A 22728-nucleotide genomic window follows, 5' to 3' on the forward strand; every position below is an offset into this window, starting at 1 on the left:
CGCCAGATGATTCCTGCAGACGTGCGTCGCTCTCCACCGGTTGGCGGACAGTGCTCCCTTAAAAAGAGGTGATGGCAGTCAGCGTGATCGTGTCGTGTGCCGGATCCGCGGGTGGGGTAGCATACAGGTGTCGAGCCGCTCATTCAGGAGGGGCTCCATTTCGCCTGCTTGCCGGATCGCAGCCGTGGATTTTGTCACCGAATTGTCGCCGAATGAATTGGACCAAGTCCGTGACTTGTGCCAAGAATACGAGATCGCGTGGTATCAAAGTCCGCAGCGGATCAAGCTCCAGGTTTGGGTCGAGAAAGCGTCCGAGAAGCTTCGCCCACGACTCTTTGCAGAACTCCTGACACTCGACGGTCAGCTGCGGGCGATGCAGTCGGAGAGTTTGTCGCGGCTTTCGCTCAGTGAGATCTGTCCATTCGACGTCGCTGACTCGGTAGCGATGGACAATGAGACGATCGATATCGATGTGCTCAACGAAATCCATGCCCAGGCTGCCGCCTCAGGCGTCGACAAGGCTCGCGAGTCGCTGTTGAACTGTCCGACCTTGGCGGGGATCTCTGCCGATGCCGCGAGAGACTTCAACGCTGGGTTGCAGTCGGTGTCATTCGAGGCAGGGGAGACACTGCTCAAACAAGGCCAGCCTGCGGGCGGGCTGTTTGTCATCGTGCGCGGTAAGTTGGAAGTCACCAAAAAAGTTCGCTCGTCAGATGTTAAGTTTGCGCAGTGCGGTGCCGGCAGCGTGGTTGGTGAAATGTCGCTGTTGACCGGCAAGCGATGTACCGCAACCGTAGCCGCACTCACGCCTATTGTCGCGTTGCGATTGGGTGTTGAAGAGTACAAAGAGCTGACGCAGCGTTACCCCGAAATTGAAATCGCGCTGAGCCAATTGATCAGCGACCGGTTGGGCAGTCGTGAAGTGGATGCGCTCTGCGGACGCACCATCCGGGGATACCGACTGAGCCGCTGCATCAGTCGCGGCGGCATGGCGGTGGTTTACGAATGCCGAAACGAGACGCTACCGGGCCAGAAGCTCGCCCTCAAAATGCTTCGTCATCAATTCATTCATGAGTCGCACGCGGTCGAGCACTTTGAACGTGAGTCCGATGTTCTGCGGAGCTTGAATCATCCGCATATCGTTTCGGTGATCGATGCGTTCATTGACTACCGGACACGATTTTTGGTGATGCCGATGTATGACGGCCAGGACATCGCGAAGCTACTGCGGCGTTACGGACGACTCGACGAAGCATGCGTTCGTGCACTCTTGGGGCAGATCACGGCGGGGCTGCTGCATGCCCATCAAAACAACATCATTCACATGGATTTGAAGCCCGCAAACGTTCTGATGAACCTTGATGGAACCGCGGCAATCGCCGACTTTGGTCTCTGCAACGTCGTCGGCGCCGACATCCTGAGTGAAACGGTGATGGGGACTCCCGCTTACATGCCTCCCGAGCAATTGCGAGGTGACAAAGTATGTTCCAACGGCGACTGGTACGCGCTCGCTTGCATGGCCTACGAACTTCTCAGTGGTGAGAAGCTGTTCGATCGCAAAGATTGGATGTCACTGCTGTTGCAGAAGGAACGGTTCGATCCTGAGCATCTTCCTGAGGAGGTGGCGATCAGCGATGAGCTGAGAGCGACGCTGCAAGGTGCACTGACGTACGAGCCCGGCGACCGTACTTGGCCGCACGAGAAAGTCATGTCGTGGGCGAAACCCATTCCCGAATGGATGGTGGGATAGATTTACCGCGACGACTTTTTCGGCTCCTCGTCGTCGATCAACATTCGCACCGCTGGTGTGTCCAAGTCGTCGTACTGACCGCCGCGAATGCACAACACGCAGGCCAAAACGCCACCACCGCCGAGTACCAACGCGATCGGAAGAGCAACAAACAGAACGCTCAAGAATTCGGCTCCGACGAGGAAGACTGGTCTGGGTAGGTTGGCCACGCGAGCGTCAACGCCAACACGCTGACGCTGCTGACCGGCATTAAAACCGCTGCGATCAGCGGGCTAATCTTGCCGAACATGGCGAGGCCCACCGCAATCAGATTATAAGCCAATGAAACCGCGAGGGCAGTCCGGATCAGCCAATCGGTCCGTTTTGACCCGGCGATGAGATCCTCGATGCTGGCGAGATCGCCGGAGGCAATGAACACCGGTGCCGCCTGCAAACTCACCTCCGCACCCCCGCGGACCGCGATCCCGACATCCGCCGCGGCAAGTGCAGCTGCATCATTCGCACCGTCACCAATCATGACCGTGGTATGCCGCCTATTGGGACGCGGCATGATCGTTTCACCATCCGCGACCACTGGCGGGGGAGATTGGCTGTTATCAGCCACCGATGGCTTACCGCCAAATCGTTCGTCACCACGAACGGCGGCGAGTTTTTCTTCAGGGCTGAGTCCCCCGAACGCTTCGTCGGGATTCAGCCCGACTTGTTCTGCCACATGACTGACGATCTCGGGATGATCACCTGACAGGATGCCGACGCGCCAGCCTCGGTTTTTCAACCTTTGAATCGTTTCACGAGCTTGCGGTTTGAGTGGATCAGAGATGCCGACGACCGCGGCGACGATCCCGCCGACCGCGATCAGGATGGGGCTGGCTGCGGTGCGCGTGCATTCATCGATGGCGTCGAGTACCTCACGCCCCAATCCAAAGCCCTGTTCCCGCAGGAAGTTCGCACTGCCGACGAGGATTTCGCATCCTTGAACACGGCCAACGACGCCTTGCCTTTCAACGCGTTCGAGTTCGGCATCGGGCAGCAGCGCGTCACCGTTGATTCTGGCCATGCGCACCAACGCTTCGGCGACGGGATGGTTGCATTGCTGTTCAACGGAGGCGGCGAGCACGACCGCGTCGGTTGCTCCCCATACCAATCGAGCGTCTGGTCGGCCGCTGGTCAGCGTCCCGGTTTTATCGAACCAAATCGTGCCTCCACGAGCGAGTTGCCCGAACGTGTTTCCGTCTCGAATCAATACCTTGTGTTTCGCCGCTCGGCCGAGTGAAACGGAAATCGCGAGCGGAGTCGCGAGGGCTAACGCACAGGGACAGGCGACGATTAACAGGGCGGTGGCGTGAGAAGCCGCCAGCGACCATCCATCAGGCAACCACAACGCGAACGACCCTATCGCTAGTAACGAGACGATGACAACAAAGACACCGCCCACGGAATCGGCGAACTGCACGATGGGAATTTTCTCGTTGGTCGCATCTTCGACCGACCGCATGACTTTGCCGATACGGCTGTCGCCACCCGTCGCGATGACGCGCACGTCGATAGGTCGCCTCAAATTCAACGTCCCCGCCGAAACTTCATCGCCTTCGCCCGCATCGACCGGCAAACTCTCGCCGGTCAATAACGAACGGTCGACAGACGTTTGACCGCGAACGATCTCGCCATCGACCGGGATGTTTTCACCAGCGCCGATCCGGACGAGGTCGCCCTTTTGGAGCCCGTCGACCAAGACCGTGTCAATCGATTCGTCATCGTTCACGCGTGTGGCGTGGCGAGGTGTGATTCGCAGCAACAGATCCACCGCCTTGGCCGCGCGGTGCTGTTGATGGAACTGAATCCAACGACCGATCAGCAACAAGAAAACGAGTACCGCGAGCGAATCAAAATAGAGGTGACCGACGCCAGTAATCGCGTTGACGGTTCCGACAATTGTCCCGACCGCCAGTCCCAACGCGACGGGCAGGTCCATGTGGGGAACGCGAGTTCTCAGCGATGCAAAAGCACCGATGAAAAACGTCCGTCCCGGGAAGACGACCGCCGCAACACCGAGTCCGGTGCCGATCATCCGCATGAAAAATCGATGGTCTGCCGCCACCCCGTACGCTTCGCCGGCATACAGCGCGACCGCGATCCACATCGCATTGGCGGCGCAAAACCCAGCTAATGCGATCTGGATCAGGTGTCGACGGTTTTCGTTTTGGAAATGGTCATCCCGCTGCGTTGAAATCGGCGCGAGTTCATAACCGAGTCGATCGAGCAACTGTGCGATCTTGCTCAGTGTGGTCGCTGTGGGGTCAAAGACGATCCGTAGCGTGTGATCACTCATCTTGACCCGTGCGACGTTCCATCCAGGTGTGCGCAGAGCAGCATTTTCGATCAACCATGCACACGCGGCACAGTGCAGTCCGTGCACCGCGAGTTCGGTGCACATCAGCCCATCGTCGCGAGCTTCCGGTTTGGACGGACCTAGAAATTCATCGTTGTCAAAGACGTCGTATCTCGACGACTGATCTTTGACGCGTGTCGCCGCGCCGCTGCCGAGTTGATCACGGAGCCCGTAAAAGGATTCCAGACCCCATCCGTGAATCAATTCATAGGCACCGCGACAACCGTTGCAGCAGAATATTTCTTCCGCAGGTTGCTCGGCGTAACTGTCGCTCGGTTCGCCACAGTGGACGCATGGCCGCGTGACTCGTTGCCGAGTCGACTCAGACGCCTGTTGTTGCTCGATCACGGCGTGCCCGATGACCCGGAGTCAGACACAGTGGCAGATCCGGATGTGCTGTCAGCTCCGGTTGCGCTGGCGGGACCGACGCAACAAGGGAGCGGCGTTTTGGTCAGATCGTCAATTTGCTCGGCAAGTGTCTTGGGAGTACCCGCACATGTGCACGACGAGCCTGTCGATTGGCATGCACACGGACCGCCGTTACAACACGCACACCCGCCGGAGCAAGTTTGTGACGCGGTTCCGGTCGCTCCCGTGGACGAGAGGTCGATCGCGACGGCCGGATTAATGTCCGAGAGGGAACTCAGGTTTGCAAATCCTCGCCCCGATGCGGTCATTCCGCCGGTGACAATCAACAGCAGGGCGGTCACGATCGGCACGATCCGCACGAATTCATGCGAGAGCGTTTGCGTGCCCGCGATAAGGGCGGTCAATGCGGGAACCGTACCGACCCAAAACGCAGCCATCGTGATGCCGCCCATCAGGACGCTCCCCGTTCCGGCAGCTACCAGGGCGAATAGGTACAGCCATCCACAGGGCAATAACGTGGTCAGCATCCCGACCGAAAGGGCCCGAGCACTTGGTGGCAATCCAAAAATAAACGGACGCAGCTTCACGAGCAGTCCACCGATCCGTGACGGGGTCGGTCCTGCCGACGCGGAGATGCGACCGGCGAAGAACATCGTTCCCAGTTTCCAAACGCCGATGACCACCATCAATGTCCCGACGACACGCGCGGCGGCGAGTTGGAAGCCGAGCGTTTGTCCGCCGACGTCGACGAGGCTGCCAACGCCTCCGGCAATCAATCCCGCAATCGTGTAAGTGATCAACCGACCCACGTGATACAGCGAGGTTGACGTGACAATCTGCATCCGAGATGCCCGTTCACCGGCGCCACTCGCCCAAATCGCGAGCGGTCCGCACATCCCGACGCAGTGCATGCTGCCCAGCAGGCTGGCGGTAACGACGGCGGTGATCAGAATCCACATGAGGTTTGATGACGGATGGTTGGTCTGGTGTTTGAAAGTTGTCGACGCGTTTGGAAGGACAGTTCGTTATCGTCAACGCATTGCGTCTGGTCGAGACAAGTTAGCGCATTGATATCTTCGTTGTAGCCACCATCGCTAGACCGTGGACCACTACTCTATCAAGAGCCTACGTCTTTTCTAAAAAAGTTCTAACTCTTGAATTCAACGGTTTTGACAAGTGACATCGGTTCACCCGCATTCTGAATTTGGAGTTCGATCTGCCACAAACCTTTTCGGCCCATGGGGGGCATCGCCATGTAGCGTCCCTCGCCAACATTGTTTAGTTCGAAACGTTCAACCTGATTGGCGGCGGCGTGATGATAGGCCTTCCCGAGTACTTTCAAATCAGTAACGGGTTTGCCTGTTTGGTCACTGACGAGCAACTGCATCGCCCGCATCCCACGCCCGTCGGCAACGTCGGAAACTTCAATTTCAACGTCCCAGCCCATCTTTGCGGCGGCCCCGTTGGCAGCTTGCGTCGCGTCCCAATTCAGTGCCGCTTGATGGTAATCAGGCACGACTGCGAGTGCCGGATCGCCCACAGCGAGTTTGAGTGCCGTGCCCAAAATCGTGCACTGGATCGCGAACAACAATAGCACCAAACCGGTGTAGAACCGCTTCGCACTCCGTTCCGCCTTCACTTCAGTTTCGGTTTTATGATTCAAGTCGATTTTCCATTCAGGGTTCTATGTGCATGATGCGTTTGAGGGCGCTCAAACGCGATCTTTAACGAGGTCCGAGGATCTTAAAATTGATCTCGTCACGATGTTCACTCTCATCACGGACAACCAGCACCGCGGGTGCGTTGCCTTGGCCACGGGTCAGTATCGGTTTGAACTCAACGCTCAAAGGGACGAGCACGTTGCCGCCCGGGGGTAGTGATAGCAGTTCTTCCTGGATCACTTCGAGCGATACGCCTTCGGGGGTGTCGATCGTGAGCGTGTACGTCTGATCCTGCTGAGTTCGATTGACTAACCGTAATTTAAACGAATTATTGACCGAGCCCGTGGTGGAAATCGAAAACGGAGCGCCTTTGCCTCGCAGCAGCCGGGCATCGAAGCCAACCTTACTCGAAACCGCGTAGGCAAATCCGCTCATCACGGCGAGCAAGATAACCGGATAAACGATCGTTCGTGCACGCAAGAGCTTTTTGGGCTTTCTGGCGATCTCGTCCTGAGAACTGTACCGGATCAATCCCGTCGGCAACCCGACTCGCGACATCACGTTGTCACAGGCATCGATACACTGCGTGCAGTTGATGCACTCCATCTGCAGTCCCTTGCGGATATCGATGCCGGTCGGACAAACGACCACGCACTGATTGCAGTCCACGCAATCGCCTGCGGGAGTCGCGGAGGGACGTTTGCCTTTCGCCCGAGGTTCGCCGCGAACAGGATCATAGGCCACGATTTTTGATTGCTCGTCGAGCATGACCGATTGAAAGCGGCCGTACGGGCACGCGATCAAGCAGAGTTGCTCGCGGAAGATCAAGAAATCAAACAGCATCAAACCCGTCACCGCCGCCATGACGAGAAACGCTGAAGGATGCTCTAGAGGTGAAAGTCGAATCCACTCGGCCAAACGATCCGTGCCGACGAAGTATGCCAGGAACGTGTGGGCCAGGAACATGCACAGAATCAGGTAAACAGCGAGTCGTGCGACGGCGCGCAGCCCGCCCATGCCGTCACGTGGTTTGCCGCCCTTGCCAGTCGTCCCTTCGAAGAACCGATCGATCGGGCGAAACAGGAATTCCATGTACACCGTTTGTGGGCATGCCCAACCACACCACGCACGACCCGCGATGGCGGTCACCAACACGATGGTGATGAAGACCGATAGCATGCCGAAAGCAAGAATCAGCGTATCAGTCGGGTAAAACGTCTTCCCAAGCACCGTCAATTGCCGCGAGACGAGGTCGAGCAGCACGACCGGTTTTCCGCCGATACGCAGGTGTGGGATCGCTACGAAAACGACCATCAAGACATATGCGACGACGCGTCGTTTCTTCCACCACTTGCCCATCGACAATTTTGGCCTGAGCCAACGTCGACTCCCGTCCCGCTCGAGTGTGCTGAGCACGTGTTCGTCCGGAGTCAGCAACGCCTCATTGCCGGGGCCTGTTTTACCGGCCGAATCGTTATTGGACACGGCCTCGGAGGCGTGAGCATGTTCGTGAAGCTTGTCGTTTGGTTGGTCGTCGCACGAGCAGTTCTCGCACTTCCCGCAACCTCCGGCATGGTTCGACAGATCGCCATCCCCGGAACCGATGGGGAGGGAAAACGCGTCACTCATTAGATTTCAGTTCTCAGGTAAAAAGGAGGGAACGTGCGGCTACGCCCCACGTTCCCCGCGACCATGGTCGCTATGGAGCGGAATCCGATTCCGTCGCCGCTTCGGGGGTGTATTCCGGCCATGGCGGAATGGTTTTGCCTTCTGCGCCGCGTGGCCCGTCGAGGTTCTCACCCCGCATGCTGGCCACGTATGCCGACACCAATACGACTTCGTTAGGATGCAAACGGTTCGACCATTTGGGCATCGCACCCGCTGCCGCCCCGTTGTTGACCACCTTCGCGATGTCTTCGATGGTGTTGACGTTTTTGAAGTATTCGTCCGTCAAGTTCGGGCCGACTTTGCCTTGACCGTCTCGATCGTGACAGGACACGCAGTGCGTTTGGAAAACGATCTTTCCGACACGCAGCCAATTGTCCTTGTGCATGTACTCGACGAGGGTTGCGGCATCGGGTTTCAGTTCGCCAATTTCTTCAAACTGCAGACGGGTGTTTTCGGCGAGTGCCACCCCGTAGCTGTCTTCGATCGATCGGCCTGGCGTGCCGCCGTGGTAATACAACCAATACGGCGGACAAAAAGCGATCGTTGCGATAAACAGCCACTTCCACCAACCCGGCAACGGATTGTCAAACTCTTCGATACCGTCATACGCGTGATCTGTCTTCGGCGCATCGCCGACGACCGACTTGTTTTCAGATGCTGCTGAACTCATTAGCGAGGATCCTCCACGTGATCGGTCAATGGGATCGATGCAAAACGATCCGATGCATTTTGGCTGAGCTTCAAGGTTCCATACGTGATCGTGGCAAATGCGACCACGAACAACGCCAGAGCCCATTCGGCACACGCTGAGTAGTCCAACGCACAAACTAAGTCTTTAATCATCCGTTTTGATTCTCGCTCGAGAGGAATTGGTTGGTTTGGCAACTCTCGGACTCAAACGCACAATGCGGTGAGACCGAGATTATGATTCACGTGGACTTCAGTCAGTCAATTTGCGATCCGTTCGCATGGTTCATGGCAACTTCGGCCGGTTCGTCGGTGGGTGCCGCTTCGCCTTCGGGTGCGGTCTCCGCGGGGACTGCTTCCGCAGGAGTTTCTTCGGCGAACAAGTCGATGCCGATGCGTTGCAAGTAAGCGATCAGAGCGACCGCTTGCTTTTCGTACGTTTTCGCCGGACCACCCTGCTCGACAATTTCGGCCGCGATTCGTTCGGCCTGAGCCATCGCAACGTTGGCCGTGTCGTTGAGGTCAGCCTCGGAATATTCCGCACCCAAATACGCTGCCGCTTGGACGTGCGGGGCGATGGCGTCGTACTTCAAGTCCTCGGTCAACAGGTGTTCGTAACTCGGCATCACCGAACCCGGCGAAACGTTCTCTGGGTTTTCAAAGTGAGTCCAATGCCAAAAACTGCTTTGCTTGCCGCCTTCGCGGGCCAAGTCCGGACCGATCCGGCGACTGCCCCACTGGAACGGACGATCGTAAATCGATTCACCCGGTTTGCTGTATTCGCCATAACGTTTGGTTTCGGAAACCATCGGGCGGATCATTTGCGAGTGGCAGTTGTAACAGCCTTCGGAGACAAAAATGTGACGACCGGCCAGTTCCAACGGTGTGTACGGTTTGACCGTAGCAATGGTCGGCACGTTGGTGCGAATCAAGAACGTTGGGATTGCTTCGAATAACGTCGCGACAATCACCGCGAGAGTCGTCAATACCGTGAACTTCACCGGCAAACGTTCCCATGAGCGGTGCCACCCCATCCGGCCGAAAATGTCGAGCTTTTTGCTCAGATCAAGCACAGGAGCGCCTTCGAGGTGACTCTTGGCTTTCGGTTCGGTGACGTTGTATTCCTTCGACAAACGAGGTGCCGAAATGACCGGAACTTCGTATTCCGATGGGCGATTCATCCAGGTCATCAGTGCGTTGACGCCGAGCATCAACGTGCCGCTGACATAGAGCAAACCGCCAACCACTCGTAGCCACCACAGCGGCACGATCGATTGGGTTGTTTCGACGAAGTCTGGATACATCAGGTGTCCGGTGTCATCCATCGCACGCCACATCCAACCTTGCATGAGCCCGGCAGCGTAAATCGGAATGATGTAAAGCAGAATGCCGAGCGTTCCGATCCAGAAGTGCAGACTGACGAGTTTGTCACTCCAGATCTTCGTTTGGAAAATGCGGGGCAACATCCAGTACAGCATGCCGAACGCCATGAATCCGTTCCAACCCAATGCGCCGGAGTGCACGTGGGCGATTGTCCAGTCGGTGTAGTGGGTGAACGCGTTGATCGCTTTGACCGACAACATCGGGCCTTCAAACGTGCTCATTCCATAGAACGTCACGCCGACGACAAAGAATTTCAAAACCGGATCGGCGGCGACCTTGTGCCAGGCTCCCCGCAAGGTGAGCAGACCGTTGATCATCCCGCCCCAACTCGGCATCCAGAGCATCAGGCTGAACAACATGCCCAGCGTGCTCGCCCATTCGGGCAACGATGTGTAGTGCAAGTGGTGAGGGCCGGCCCAGATATAAATGAATACCAGCGACCAGAAGTGAATGATGCTCAACCGATAGCTGAACACCGGACGTTCGGCAGCCTTGGGGAGGAAGTAATACATCAACCCCAGGAACGGTGTCGTCAAGAAAAACGCGACCGCGTTGTGACCGTACCACCACTGCATGAACGCGTCCTGCACACCCGCGTATACAGGAATGCTCGCGAACCAACCGATCGGCACGACCAAGTTGTTGAACACGTGCAACAACGCGACCGTCACGATGGTCGCGATGTAAAACCACAACGCGACATACATATGACGTTCACGTCGGTGGATCAACGTCATCAGGAAGTTGCCGCCGAAGATGAACAACCACACGACCGCGATCAAAATATCGATCGGCCATTGCAGTTCCGCGTATTCTTTACTTTGCGTGATCCCGAGCGGTAGCGTGATCGCCGCCAACACGATGATTAATTGCCAGCCCCAAAAGTGCATCCGGCTCAGAGCGTCGCTCCACATCCGTGCTTTGCACAACCGCTGGGTGCTGTAATACACGGCGGCAAAAATGGCGTTGCCCGCGAACGCGAAAATCGCCGCGTTGGTGTGCAGCGGACGAAGTCGCGCGAAACTGAAATACTGCGACCCTCCGGCCAATCCCGGCAGAATCAGAAGCACGGCTACCAACAGCCCCGCCAACGTCGCCACGATCGCCCATACGATGGTCGCCGTGGCAAACATCCGCACGATCGAATCGTCGTAGCTAAATTCTTCCATGCGACCGGCATTGGTCGCGCCATGGCCTTCGACTACCCCGCCTTGCGGTGCATCGGTCGACGTCACTGTCGCCATCTTTTTCCTCTGAGTCGGTACGAAAAATGGCGTCCACGTAGACGCCTTAGAACGGTGTGTGCAAATACGACGGTTGCGTGCTCGCAAGGATGGATGTCACCCTTAGAACAACCCCAGTGCCAAACGGCCAGATTGTAGCCCGCAGAAGTGCCGGCATACAACTTGCGTGACGAAACACCCGCGTATTGGCCGCATAATGTGCGAAAAAGACACCACAGCACGGTTGCTTATCTGCGGGCGAATACGCACGCCTGTTTTGCTTCGTGCGATAGTGCACGTTGTTAAACGAAGCGTTACTCGCCGCCTGACACTGGCTCCGAAGATAACGCACGACGGGGGGAAAGGAAGTCGCAGTGTCATTTCGTCGCACGATTTGACGACCTTAAAGCACGCTCGATTTCCAATCCTCTGCGCAGCAGCGATTGCGATCGCTAGCACAACGTGCTGGTCTCGCCGCGATGACGGCGTGGCATCGTGCTGCCATCGCCGCGAAGGAGGTTGCGAAACGCTACAGCGCGACGCCGCGAATCTTCAAGAAGCCAGAGATGCAAACGATGATCGCGGCCAGAATCACGATCACGCGAAGCCATTTCGCTCTGTTGGCACGCATGCCGTCAAAACGGGCGCTACGACCGACCAAGGCCGATGCAAAGAAGAAGATGACGAATGCCATCAGCATCTTCGCCCCGAGCAAACCGTGGTACAAACCATCACCTTTGTGGTTCGGGATCGCACGAAAGTAGTTGTAGAAACCACTGATCAAAAACAACGCGATGCCGCCATGGATGAATCGTTTCCAACGGCCATTGATCGCTTGGGCGAGTTGCTTGTGTGCGTCTTCGGACAGAGTTTTGGCCGACGGCAACAGCACGCAGAGGAGAAACACGCTGCCGCCGACGAGAGTGATCGCGGTCGCGACGTGAACGATGCGAGAAATCGTATCAAGAAAAAGCATGAGTCGTTGGCTTTCAAAAACCGGTCGGAAGGGGACGTCCAAACAGGGGCGTTAGGTTGACCGCGTCAAAGTGAGAGAGAATCGGGCAAGTTCAATCCGCAGTGGTTCCCCGGTTCGATGAACGCGAGCCGGGTGATTCCATACGCACGGATGTCCCAATCGCCGGGAGGCAACAGGTCCAAATCAAACGTGTAGTCGGTTTCCGCAACCAGAATGCTGCCCGGCGGCGCATGCCGCTGGACCCGCGTGATGATTGCCGAAAGTTTGGGGAAGAATTCGGGATCGGTCCAGAATCGATACGGCGGACTCAGAAAAACGACCCACGGCGTGTCGTCCCCGTCGGTTGCGGTCAGCAGCCGATCCGCCACTGCAAATGCGTCCGCGGTCAGAAGCGTGAATTTCGATTCGAGTTCAAGGTGCTCGACGGTTTTGCGGATTTGGTCGGCGGCGGGACGCATCGGTTCGACCGCCACGGCGCGAATCGCCCCGCGGCTGATCGCTTCAAACGCCAATACACCGGTACCGGCGAACAGATCGAAGGCGGTCGTGCCACGCACGCCCCGGCCGAGAATGTTAAACAAGTTCTCACGAACGCTGTCACGCATCGGGCGTGTGAATTCCTCACCGTGATAGGTCACGGTACGGCCGCCCATGTCACCACCGATGATCCGGAGCTTCGTCGGCTTGGCTTTGGAGTCCGGTTTGCCTTTGCCCTTCCCTTTGGCTTTTGGTTTGGGCTTTGATTTTGGCTTCGGTTTCATGGTGGTTTTCGTGGGAGGAATCAATGCCAATCCAGTGGTGCTTGCCATGCGGATTTCGCGTCTGCGATTTCCACATCGAGCACGACGTCGGAACCGTCGCGGATGCAAACGTTCGTTCCTGAAGTCACTTCACCGAGTCGCGTGATGGGCACGCCGGCGGCGGTGAAGCGAGCGATGAGCGAATCGACATCGGCCGGTTCAACTTCGATCAGGAATCGCGTGTTGGATTCGCTGAACAGAACCTCGGTGCTGCTCAATGGTTCGTCGCCAGAGTCGGTTCGCGGCACATCGTCGATCGCGATGTCCAGGCCGAGTCCACCCGCCAATGCCATTTCGGTCGCGGCGACGGCAAAGCCGCCCTCGCTCAAATCGTGACAGGAACGAATTTCACGGTCTTTGATCGACGCATGCACGGTCGCGAAAACGTTTTTGGCGTAAACGGGATCGACCTGCGGGACTTCGCCGCCGCTGACGTTTTCGACGAGGCAATAATGCGAGCCGCCAAATTCGCGGCGTGTCTTGCCAACGAGTAACAGCACGTTACCCGCCTCTTTGAGATCCATCGTGATTGCACCGCGAACGTCGTCGATCTGGCCCATCGCACTGATCAACAGGCTTGGCGGGATCGCGATCGTTTGCTTGTCACCGTTGTCGTCAAAGTAGCTGAACTCGTTGTTCAAGCTGTCCTTGCCGCTGACAAACGGTGTTTGCAGCACCACGGCCATGTCTTGGCAGGCGATCGCGCTGCGGACGAGCGATCCGAGTGTTTCGGGACGGTCGGTGTATCCCCAACAGAAATTGTCGAGGATCGCGACTTTCGCCGGATCGGCTCCGACCGCGATGGCGTTTCGCATCGCTTCGTCGATCGCGGAGGTCGCCATGTGGTAGGTGTCGAAATCGCCGTAGTGTGGGTTCATGCCGCACGAGATCACAAGCCCGCGATAGCTGTTGAGTTTGGGACGCACGACGGCGGCATCGCCGGGACCGTCGCACTGTGGGCCGACCAGCGGTTTGACGACGCTACCCGCCTGCACTTCGTGATCGTACTGGCGGATCACCCAGTGCTTGCTGGCCACGTTGTAGCTGCCAAGGATCCCGAGCAAAGTCTGCGCATTCTCCGACGCCTTGCGTGCACCGATCGACAGCGGCGTCGTGGCAGGCGGATCGTAGACCGCGTCGCGGATCACCGGCGGGCGTCCGTCGTGCAAGAACGACATGGCGACATCGCCGACCGTTTCGCCTTGATAGGTGAGCTTCAATCGCCCGGTCGGCACGAATCGTCCGATCGCCGCCGCTTCGACGCCTTCGCTTTCGCAGAGTTCTCGCAGTTCCTCCCATTTGGATTCCGGAACCGCCAGCACCATTCGCTCTTGTGCTTCGGAAATCCAGATTTCCGTGTACGTCAAACCGTCATACTTCAGCGGGGCTTTGTCGAGCCAAACTTCGGCGCCGAGTTCCTCGCCCATCTCGCCGACGGCGCTGCTGAACCCGCCCGCACCGCAGTCGGTGACGGCGTTATAGAGCCCCCGGTCGCGAGCTTGCATCAGCACGTCGAGCACCATCTTCTCGGTGATCGCGTTACCGATTTGCACCGCACCACCGGACAATGATTCTGATTCACTGGTTAACTCGGCACTGCTGAACGTCGCCCCGTGGATGCCGTCGCGCCCGGTGCGGCCGCCGATGGCAACGATTAAATCATTCGGTTTGACTTCTTTGTCTTCCATCCCCACAGGAATGATGCCGGCGTTGCCGCAGTAGACCAACGGATTACCGAGGTAACGTCGATCGAAGTAGACGGCGCCGTTAACCGTTGGGATGCCCATCCGGTTTCCGTAGTCACGGACACCCGACACGACACCTTGGATCACCCGTCTCGGGTGCAGCACGCCCGGTGGCAATTCATCGGGTGTCACGTCAGGTGGCGCGAAGCAGAAAATGTCGGTGTTGCAAATCGGTTTGGCACCCATGCCCGTGCCCATCGGGTCACGGATCACACCGCCGATGCCCGTGTTGGCACCGCCATAAGGTTCGAGTGCCGAGGGGTGGTTGTGGGTTTCGACTTTGAAGCACACGTGATCTTGTTCGTCAAACGTGACGACGCCCGCGTTGTCTTTAAACACGCTTACGCACCAATCGTTCTCGCCCAAACTCCGGCGGATCGACTGGGTCGCTTCGAAAATCGTCTCTTTGAGCATGTTGTTGTATTGTCGCTCGTCGCCACCGGGCGTTCCGTCGGCGGACGGGCCGCGGTAGTGAATCCGGCCGGCAAGCGTCTTGTGGCTGCAGTGTTCCGACCAAGTCTGAGCGACCGATTCGAGCTCGATGTCGGTGGGGTCGCGATCGAGGGAAACAAAATGGTCACGAATCGTTTGCATTTCGACGAGCGTCAGGTAGAGCTGGCCGTCTTTGGAAAGCTTTTCCAAACCCGCGTCGTCGAGTTCGCGGATCGGAACGCGGATCAACTCAAACTCGCTCTGTGATCCGACGCCGAGTCGGTCCATCTGCAGTGGTCCGACCACGTACGTCTCGATCGAATCGTTGGACAGAGCACGGCGACAGATCGCTTGCAAACCGGTTTCGTCGGTGCCCGAGATCCAATATTTGCGAAACGTTTTGACGGCATCCGCATCGAGGCCGCTGTCGGCGAGGGCACCTTGGGTACTCGCGGCGACCGGATCCATCACGCCCGGTTTGCTCATCACATGAACAAGGTGCGGATGGTCTTCGACGCCTCGTTCGGCGAGGTTTTCCATCATCGATTCGGGCGGCTCAGACAATTCGTCGCTGAAGGACCCGTTGGTCGATGTCGCTGACAGTCGTCCGACAACGGTCCGTTCGGTAACGGCATCGGCCAGCAGTGTCGCGGCGATCTGCTCGGCTTGTTCTTCACTGATCTCGCCTTCGACCAAATATCCGCGGGCGGCGGCGACGGTGAGGTTGTCGCCGAGGCCGAGTTGATGGATTTCGTCAGCGGTCTGCAGTCCCATCCGGTCGACTTGCTCGGGTGCCGGATGAATGTCGATTTGCCAAAGCGGCATGGCTGGAAACTCTCTGGGAGGGGATTTACGAAGGAAAGATTGAGGTTGAGTTATTGGGGGAGAGTCGGCGTGGGTTTGGCCGACTCGCGTTTCTCGCGTGCGTCACGCAAAAAGGTCATCAAAGAATCGTCGTCTTGGGAGCGGATGGACCGAATCAGGTCGCCAAGATTTTTGGCGGTGTGCTCGAGTGCATCAAGAATCGCGTCGCGGTTTTCCGAAACAATCGCCGTCCACAGCCCTTCATCACCCGCCGCGATGCGGGTCGTGTCGAGCCATCCGGTGCCGATCATCGGGATCGCTTCGACCGGCAATTGATTGGCCACGAGCGACGACATCAAATGCGGCATGTGGGAGGTGACCGCCAGTAGGTCATCGTGACGTCGGGGCGTCAATTGCACGACCCGGCCGCCGGTCGATTGCCAAAAACGCGTGACCGCATCGATGACGCCCGGAGCTTCTTTTCCAGACGGGGTGATGACGATCGTTTTTTCGACGAACAGATTCCCGCAGGCGTGCTGCAGGCCCGTTTTTTCGCTGCCCGCGATGGGGTGAGCGGCGACGAATCGGGACGCCGCTTCCGGCACGCAGTTGACCGCTTCGACGATGCGAAATTTCGTGCTGCCGACGTCGGTCATTAACACGCGAGGGCATTGGGAGGCGATTTCGATCACGTAATCCGCGATTCGGTCGACCGGTGTGGCGATCAGCACGAGGTCGGCTTGGGACGCAGCCTCGATGTGATCCGAGGTCACGTCGTCGACAAATCCGTTTTCGATCGCGAATTGGCGGGTTTCTTCACGGCGGGCACAGCCGATTACCCGGATGCTTTCGCCTCCGTTGCCGCGCCGGACCGCTTTCGCCACGCTACCACCGAGCAACCCCAGCCCGACCACGGCAATCGTGCGAATCGGGGCTTCGGAGAAGTCGGTGTGGGGAGCAGACGTGTTCACAAGCGGCAGAATATCGCATCGCCTACGGTCTGCTAAGTGGGATAGTCGTGCGGCGAGCCTGCGGGGCTAGCCCGGGTATTGCGTAGGCCGGACCGAGGTCGCGAAAATCCCTGCCGTATCCGCATCAACCTGATTTGCTCGAAATACAGTCTGTTATCTTCAAAATCAACCGATTTGCGACCGAAGTTCTGGCTTGGCAATGGTTTATGCGATACGGCCTACGAATCGCGTGCAATATTCAGGGCTGGTTTTCACCGCAATTTGCCCCTTCACCATCGATCAGTCGGCGTTTTCCGATTGGGCTCCCGCGACCTGCACAGGTGATTGCAGGTAGGCGATCAAATTCGCAATCTGATTATCGCTGAGGGGCTGCAAAAGGCCGCTCGGCATCGGCGAACTTTCCGTCGGAAATTCGTCTTCGACTTCGTCGAGTGAAATCGTTTCCGTCCTCGAGTCCGACGCGATTGTCAGGGTCCGGCGTGTCCGCTGAGTCACCAACCCGACGAGTAAACGGCCGTCGAGGGTCAAAATCTTTGTCGCCCGGAAGTCCACGCCCACGACCGCGTCGGGGTCGACGATGTTGCTCAGCAAATAATCCAGGCTGCCACGCTGGGCCCCCGTCAGATCGGGGCCGACCAATTCGCCGGCGCCAAACATCCGGTGACACGTCGAGCACATCCGATCGAATAGGACGCGGCCATCGGACAGATTCGCTCTGCGGAGCCGATCGGGCGTCAGCATCGCTTTTAAGCGGCTCATCTCGGCCAGCCGCTCGCCCGGCGTTTCACGCACCCGCCCCCAAACCGATTCCACCCGGCGAGTCAGATCGGGATCGCCCAACGCGACGAGCCCCCGCACGTGAGATGCATCGAGTGCGTCCTTGGACAGTTTTCCCCGCCCGGTCCGCTCGAGTCGCTCGACCAACGCGGTCGCAAATGTCATTCGTGAACAAAGCAGTGACACCACGCTGGCCCGCAGCGGGGCCCGGAATCGTCCGTAGTGATCGAGCAGCAATTGGGCGACGGCAGGATGTTCGATCGTCGCAAGGGTTTCCGCCGCGGCGAGGTTGACGTGCGGGCTCGCGACAAGCGGTTTGGCCGACTTGACCAGTTTTGCCGCAGCCGCCGGATCGTTCGAACCCGCCTCGTGCCACGCTGCCACGAGCCCCTTCAACGCATTGAGCCGTTCGGTGAGGTCGGCGTCCTTGTCATCGAGAATCTCGGCGAGTCGCTCGGTGCTGAGTCCATCACCGAAAAGCGTGTCGAGCCGCTTGAGCAGCGTTTCCTGATCGAGACTCGCCGCTCGGATCGCGGTTTTGAACTGCGGCCAATTGCTCGGCATCTCCGCTCGCCGAATGCCCACCAACCCTTGTTCGATCCCCGCAAACATCGCGTCGCACCAACGCCGAGCGTTTTCCACGTCGTCTGAGTTGAGCTTGCTCATGCCAGCCGCGGCCAATTCACCGAAGGCGATCGGAGTTGTTTCGATCTGTTCGGCCACGCTGCGCGCAAGATAAGTCGTTAGCTCCGGAAGTCGGGATGCCGAGGCCACGTCGATCATCTCGCGGGGGTGCGTCGAGCTGCGGCTCATCACGCCGTACCAAACCATCTTGGCAAAATTGTGGTCGCCGACATCTTGATCGCCGCTGAGTTGCAGCAGTTTGGTCGCCGCGGAAGCACGCATTTCGATCGGCAATCGCTGCAGCGTGGATGCGAGCGTCAAACGGATCAATGCGGAATCTTGGGCACCGACCCGATCCATCGTGGCAATCAGCTCGTTTGCTTGGTCAGCAATCTGGGGCCACGCGGTTCGTCCTTGCTCGTTTGGTCCGTAAACATCATCGATCGGCCATCGCTGCGTGAAGGAGCGAATCGCGGCGGCGCGAACGTGCTCCGACGGATCGCTGAGGTACACGTCGTAGTCGCGTAGACTGACTGGGCCGCCGGATTCACTGAAACCGTCGAGGCAATCGAGCGTCCACAACATTCTGCAGGTTGACGCTGCATCTGGGATTCCATCACCGGATGAGTGATCTGCCTCTCGTCGCCTTTTTGCCGACGAACTCATCGAAGCGATTGCCACGGAAACGTCCACGCCGCTGGATCGAAGTTCACGCAGTCGCAATGCCGCTTGATGGCTGAACCAACGATCTTCGCCGCTCACCATTTCGATCAAACCGGGCACGTCTCCATCGGCGAGCCGCTTCAATCTGGATTCGCGGAGCGATGCGGAGGTTTGCCGCTCGGTATCGCTTTGCCTAGCCGTGATTTTGTAAATCCGGCCGCTCGTGCGATGGACGCCGGTGTGTTCATGGCACTCGCCCAGGTCGCTCCAATCGAGAACGAAAACGTTGCCATCCGGTCCCGCCGACATTTCCATGCCGCGGAACCACTCGTCATCACTGAGGAAAAAGTCGTCGCCATGGGTTCCGACGTAACCGCTGCCACGGCGCAAAAGGTTTTCGCGATTGGCTCTTCGGCCGTGAAAGTTCAGCGTCATCAATGAGTCGCGGTACTCGCTCGGCCAAGTCGACTCTTGATAGATCATCAGTCCGCAGTGGGCGTGTCCGCCCCCAAAGTCGTTTGCCGCGCCATCGCGTGATTTGGTCCAGTGTTGGCCGGTGTCGAAGTGATAGTGGTCAGCGTGCTGGTCGATTGTTGCGTAAACGTTCGGGTTGGGGTCGAGCGTGAAGGGGCGGTTGAAGTGGGCACCGTGGATGCCGTGCCACAGATGACCGTTTACCGTGTTGATGAAGAACAGCTCACCGAACGAGTTGAAATCATGACCCCACGGGTTGGTCGTTCCATGACAGATCGCTTCGAACCGTTCGGTGCGAACATCGAAACGCCACATGCCGCCCTCCAGTGCAACGCGTTGCGCATCGGGCGTGCCGGGTGCACCCACGCGACCTGGGCAGGAACCACCGCACCTGCCATAGAGCCAACCGTCAGGACCGAATCGCAGGCCGTTGGCAAAGTTGTGATAGTTCTGCTTCGCCACATCAAAGCCGTCGAGCACCACGCGGGGCGGTGCGTCGGGAACCATGTCATGATCGGCGTCAGGGACGAACAGCAATTGAGGCGGGCACATCAACCACACACCGTCGACGGTTTGTGGACTCGCTTGGCTGTCCCGCGTCCCCGCCACACCATTTGTGAGTTCGTCACCCCGACCGGGTGCCGTTGAAACTCCCGCGACGGTAAATTTCCCTGGTCCCACTTCAACGCTCGTCAGACGTGAAAGCGTGTCCAGGAAGACGGTGCGGCTTTCCGGAGTGCCGTCGCAGTCTTCGTCGGTAAAGACGACGACGCGGTCGCGTAGGTCGTCGCGAAAGCGGACCCCTGATTTTGCATACGTGTAGTTTTCGGCGACCCACATCCGTCCGCGATGGTCCCAGGCCAAGTCGATCGGATTCTGCGCGTCGGGTTCGGCGGCGAAAACGGACACGTCGAATCCGGCCGGCAGCCTGATCGCTGCGGCACTATCCGAGGGGCTAAGCTGCGGATGAGAAACTGCCAGCGGCTCGGTATTCTCGGGCACCGGAAACGCGGATTCGTTTCCGCCGGTTGGGGATCCCGATGTTGTCGCGGCGGGACGCGAGGGCTCGGCCTCCGGGACCGGATCAGCCGCGAAAACCGGCGGAATTGCGGTCATCGCACACAATAGTCCGCCTACGACCGTTCGGCGGGTTACGCGTCGCGGGTTCATTCGATTGGCCCGATAAACGTCAACCGGTCGTGCAACGTAAGCCCGAAGTGCGTAGAACATATCAAAACAGCAATCAATTGACGAATTTGGGAAATTTCTGATGCGGCGAATCGGCAACTTACCGGGTGAGGCGCAAGCCAACCGCTTTTGCGACTACCTCCAAACCCAAGCGATCGACGCCAAAACCAGCTCGATCGACGAATCCGCGCCGCCCGCTACCACCGAACATGATATCTGGATCCGGGACGAACGGGACGTTGAGAAAGCTCGTGAATTGTTCTCGCAGTTCCAATCCGATCCGACTTCGTCAGAGTATGACGTTTCCGCTGCCGCCGAGCGACTGCGCCGTCAGCGGTCCAACGAGATTGCCAAAAAGCTCGCCGCTCAGAAAAAATCTCAAATGAAGCTTCGCCGGGGCACCGGCGGGGGTAATTTTGCGGGCGGGTTGGGCGGTCAGACTCCTGCGTCCATCCCCGTCACGATCGCAGTGGTCGTGTTTGCGACGCTCATCGGATTCGCGACCAATTTCAGTATGATTCGTCCGAACCCCGATAGCGCGGAGGCGTCGAGTCAGGCAACCCTGTACAACGCGCTGACGTGCGTTGATATCACGACCTATTACGCCACCGGGGATGCGTTTGCGTCGATCAAAAGTGGCGAGGTCTGGAGGTTGTTCACGCCAATGCTCTTGCACGGCAGCATGATGCACTTGGCGTTCAACATGATCAACCTCTATATCCTCGGAGGTGTCGTCGAACGCATTCACGGCAGTCGGTTCTATCTGTTTTTGTTGTTGCTTTGCCAAGCCGTTGCGACGACCACTCAGATCGCGTTGCCTGATTGGCTGGAGGGACCGCTCGCGATCGGGGCATCAGGCGCCGTTTTTGGAGTATTCGGATTCGTTTGGATTCGTCCCAAATTTCAGCCCGACTACCCGGTTGAGATTCCCTCCTTCAACATCAAATTCATGCTCGGGTTTCTTGTCCTGTGCTTCACGCCGATCATTCCCGGAATTGCCAACGGGGCACACGTTGGCGGTCTCGTCGCGGGCATGCTTGTTGCCGCGGTTGCTCCGCCCCGGTTTGGATGATGCGAATCCGGTGACTCTTTCGGCGCGAGCGTCAACACGGTGATCATCGCGTCGGTACTTGCTCTTAAAACGGTTTCTGAAATTACCCCCATGCCCGACGAAATCATGCCAAACAAGATCGTTCCTAGCGAAATCATCGACGGTGACCTCCCTGATGATGTGCTCGCCGAATTGAAAGAAGCCAAAGCGACGCTCGAACATCACGGGCTGGCCGATCGGTTGACGGAGCTGATCGGTGCCCCGATCACGGCATCGATCAAGATGCTTCCGGACATCGCGGAAGACGTCTTGCACAAAGCTGTCGACAAATCGCTGCAGACCGCGTTGCAGGTCGCACTGCGTACACTCGGTCAAGAAACCAAAGGCGGCAAACCAAAACTGATTAGCCATAAATTGATGGCCGGGCTATCGGGTGCCGCAGGCGGTGCGTTTGGCCTGTCCACCGTTGCCATCGAGCTGCCTGTGTCGACTGTGTTGATCCTTCGCAGCGTTGCGGACATTGCTCGGTCGCAAGGTGAAAATCTCAAGGACGTCAACACTCAGCTTGCCTGCTTGGAGGTCTTTGCAATCGATGGTGGAAAACGCAGCGACATCGATGACCAAACCGAAATCGGTTACTTCGCCGTCCGCGCCGCGATGAGCAAACAAGTCGCCGACGCGTCGAAGTATGTGCTCAAGCACGGAGCCAGCGAAACGGCGGCACCTCCGTTGGTCAAACTGTTGCAAATGATCGGCAAGCGGTTCGGGATGGTGGTCAGTGAAAAACTCGCCGCGCAAGCGATCCCGGTCATCGGCGCCGTCGGTGGAGCATTGATCAACAGCTATTTCATCGACCACTATCAAGACCTCGCTCGAGCTCACTTCACCGTCCGTCGACTCGAACGCGAGTACGGGAAAGCACTCGTGGAAGAGGCCTACAATCGGATCACCGAGAGTGACTGAGTGAGGGGACGGCTGTTGGGGGAGGTCTCTGCCGAGACGGTCCCCATCTGCTGCCGCAACCGGCCGCGGAAAGCGTCTTGTAGGGGGCGAAAAACGTCCCAGTCACAGCCGGGAGGTGGCGGCCAAAAAA

The 22728-nt window shown here is 58.1% G+C and carries 16 protein-coding genes; 3 read left to right on the forward strand and 13 right to left on the reverse strand.

What is annotated here, in order from left to right:
• Nucleotides 1–184 precede the first annotated feature (184 nt).
• Entirely contained in the window at nt 185–1750 is a 1566-nt protein-coding gene (locus tag NB063_RS31640; protein WP_250933784.1) for a protein kinase domain-containing protein, read from the forward strand.
• Nucleotides 1751–1752: 2 nt separating this feature from the next.
• Here the strand turns inward: NB063_RS31640 and ccoS are convergent, their stop codons facing one another.
• From ccoS to NB063_RS31705, 13 genes are all read right to left on the reverse strand, one after another.
• The gene (gene ccoS, locus NB063_RS31645; protein ID WP_250933785.1) at nt 1753–1914 is read right to left on the reverse strand and encodes a cbb3-type cytochrome oxidase assembly protein CcoS; all 162 of its coding nucleotides are present in this window, start codon (nt 1912–1914) and stop codon (nt 1753–1755) included.
• Nucleotides 1911–4487 (reverse strand): heavy metal translocating P-type ATPase, encoded by a 2577-nt coding sequence (locus NB063_RS31650; protein ID WP_250933786.1) that lies wholly within the window; start codon nt 4485–4487, stop codon nt 1911–1913. The genes ccoS and NB063_RS31650 overlap by 4 nt, the downstream gene beginning before the upstream one ends.
• Nucleotides 4484–5467: a sulfite exporter TauE/SafE family protein gene (locus NB063_RS31655; RefSeq protein WP_250933788.1), complete on the reverse strand. Its 984-nt coding sequence runs from the start codon at nt 5465–5467 to the stop codon at nt 4484–4486. The genes NB063_RS31650 and NB063_RS31655 overlap by 4 nt, the downstream gene beginning before the upstream one ends.
• 188 nt (nt 5468–5655) lie before the next feature.
• The gene (locus tag NB063_RS31660) at nt 5656–6171 is read right to left on the reverse strand and encodes a FixH family protein (RefSeq protein ID WP_250933790.1); all 516 of its coding nucleotides are present in this window, start codon (nt 6169–6171) and stop codon (nt 5656–5658) included.
• 61 nt (nt 6172–6232) lie between these two features.
• Complete coding sequence (ccoG, locus tag NB063_RS31665) at nt 6233–7798, reverse strand: cytochrome c oxidase accessory protein CcoG (RefSeq protein ID WP_250933792.1); 1566 nt, start codon at nt 7796–7798, stop codon at nt 6233–6235.
• Between the two features lie 70 nt (nt 7799–7868).
• Entirely contained in the window at nt 7869–8507 is a 639-nt protein-coding gene (locus tag NB063_RS31670; RefSeq protein ID WP_250933794.1) for a cbb3-type cytochrome c oxidase N-terminal domain-containing protein, read from the reverse strand.
• Nucleotides 8507–8680, reverse strand: a complete 174-nt coding sequence (locus tag NB063_RS31675) for a hypothetical protein (protein ID WP_250933796.1) — start codon at nt 8678–8680, stop codon at nt 8507–8509. The genes NB063_RS31670 and NB063_RS31675 overlap by 1 nt, the downstream gene beginning before the upstream one ends.
• Nucleotides 8681–8781: 101 nt before the next feature.
• Nucleotides 8782–11151: a cytochrome-c oxidase, cbb3-type subunit I gene (ccoN, locus tag NB063_RS31680; RefSeq protein ID WP_250933797.1), complete on the reverse strand. Its 2370-nt coding sequence runs from the start codon at nt 11149–11151 to the stop codon at nt 8782–8784.
• Between the two features lie 508 nt (nt 11152–11659).
• Entirely contained in the window at nt 11660–12106 is a 447-nt protein-coding gene (locus NB063_RS31685) for a hypothetical protein (protein WP_250933798.1), read from the reverse strand.
• 65 nt (nt 12107–12171) lie between these two features.
• On the reverse strand, nt 12172–12867 hold the full coding sequence (locus tag NB063_RS31690) for an RsmD family RNA methyltransferase (RefSeq protein WP_250933799.1): 696 nt from the start codon (nt 12865–12867) through the stop codon (nt 12172–12174).
• A gap of 20 nt (nt 12868–12887) precedes the next feature.
• Nucleotides 12888–15908 (reverse strand): phosphoribosylformylglycinamidine synthase subunit PurL, encoded by a 3021-nt coding sequence (gene purL / locus NB063_RS31695; protein ID WP_250933800.1) that lies wholly within the window; start codon nt 15906–15908, stop codon nt 12888–12890.
• Nucleotides 15909–15958: 50 nt separating this feature from the next.
• Nucleotides 15959–16858: a prephenate dehydrogenase gene (locus tag NB063_RS31700; RefSeq protein WP_250933801.1), complete on the reverse strand. Its 900-nt coding sequence runs from the start codon at nt 16856–16858 to the stop codon at nt 15959–15961.
• A gap of 279 nt (nt 16859–17137) precedes the next feature.
• Nucleotides 17138–20566, reverse strand: a complete 3429-nt coding sequence (locus NB063_RS31705) for a PVC-type heme-binding CxxCH protein (RefSeq protein ID WP_250933802.1) — start codon at nt 20564–20566, stop codon at nt 17138–17140.
• A 100-nt stretch (nt 20567–20666) separates the two neighbouring features.
• Here NB063_RS31705 and NB063_RS31710 point away from each other — a divergent pair, with 100 nt between their 5' ends.
• The gene (locus NB063_RS31710; protein ID WP_250933803.1) at nt 20667–21656 is read left to right on the forward strand and encodes a rhomboid family intramembrane serine protease; all 990 of its coding nucleotides are present in this window, start codon (nt 20667–20669) and stop codon (nt 21654–21656) included.
• Nucleotides 21657–21746: 90 nt separating this feature from the next.
• The gene (locus tag NB063_RS31715) at nt 21747–22598 is read left to right on the forward strand and encodes an EcsC family protein (RefSeq protein ID WP_250933805.1); all 852 of its coding nucleotides are present in this window, start codon (nt 21747–21749) and stop codon (nt 22596–22598) included.
• Nucleotides 22599–22728: the final 130 nt, after the last annotated feature.

Origin of the sequence: Aporhodopirellula aestuarii (assembly GCF_023701485.1) — a bacterium.
Classification (GTDB): domain Bacteria; phylum Planctomycetota; class Planctomycetia; order Pirellulales; family Pirellulaceae; genus Rhodopirellula; species Rhodopirellula aestuarii.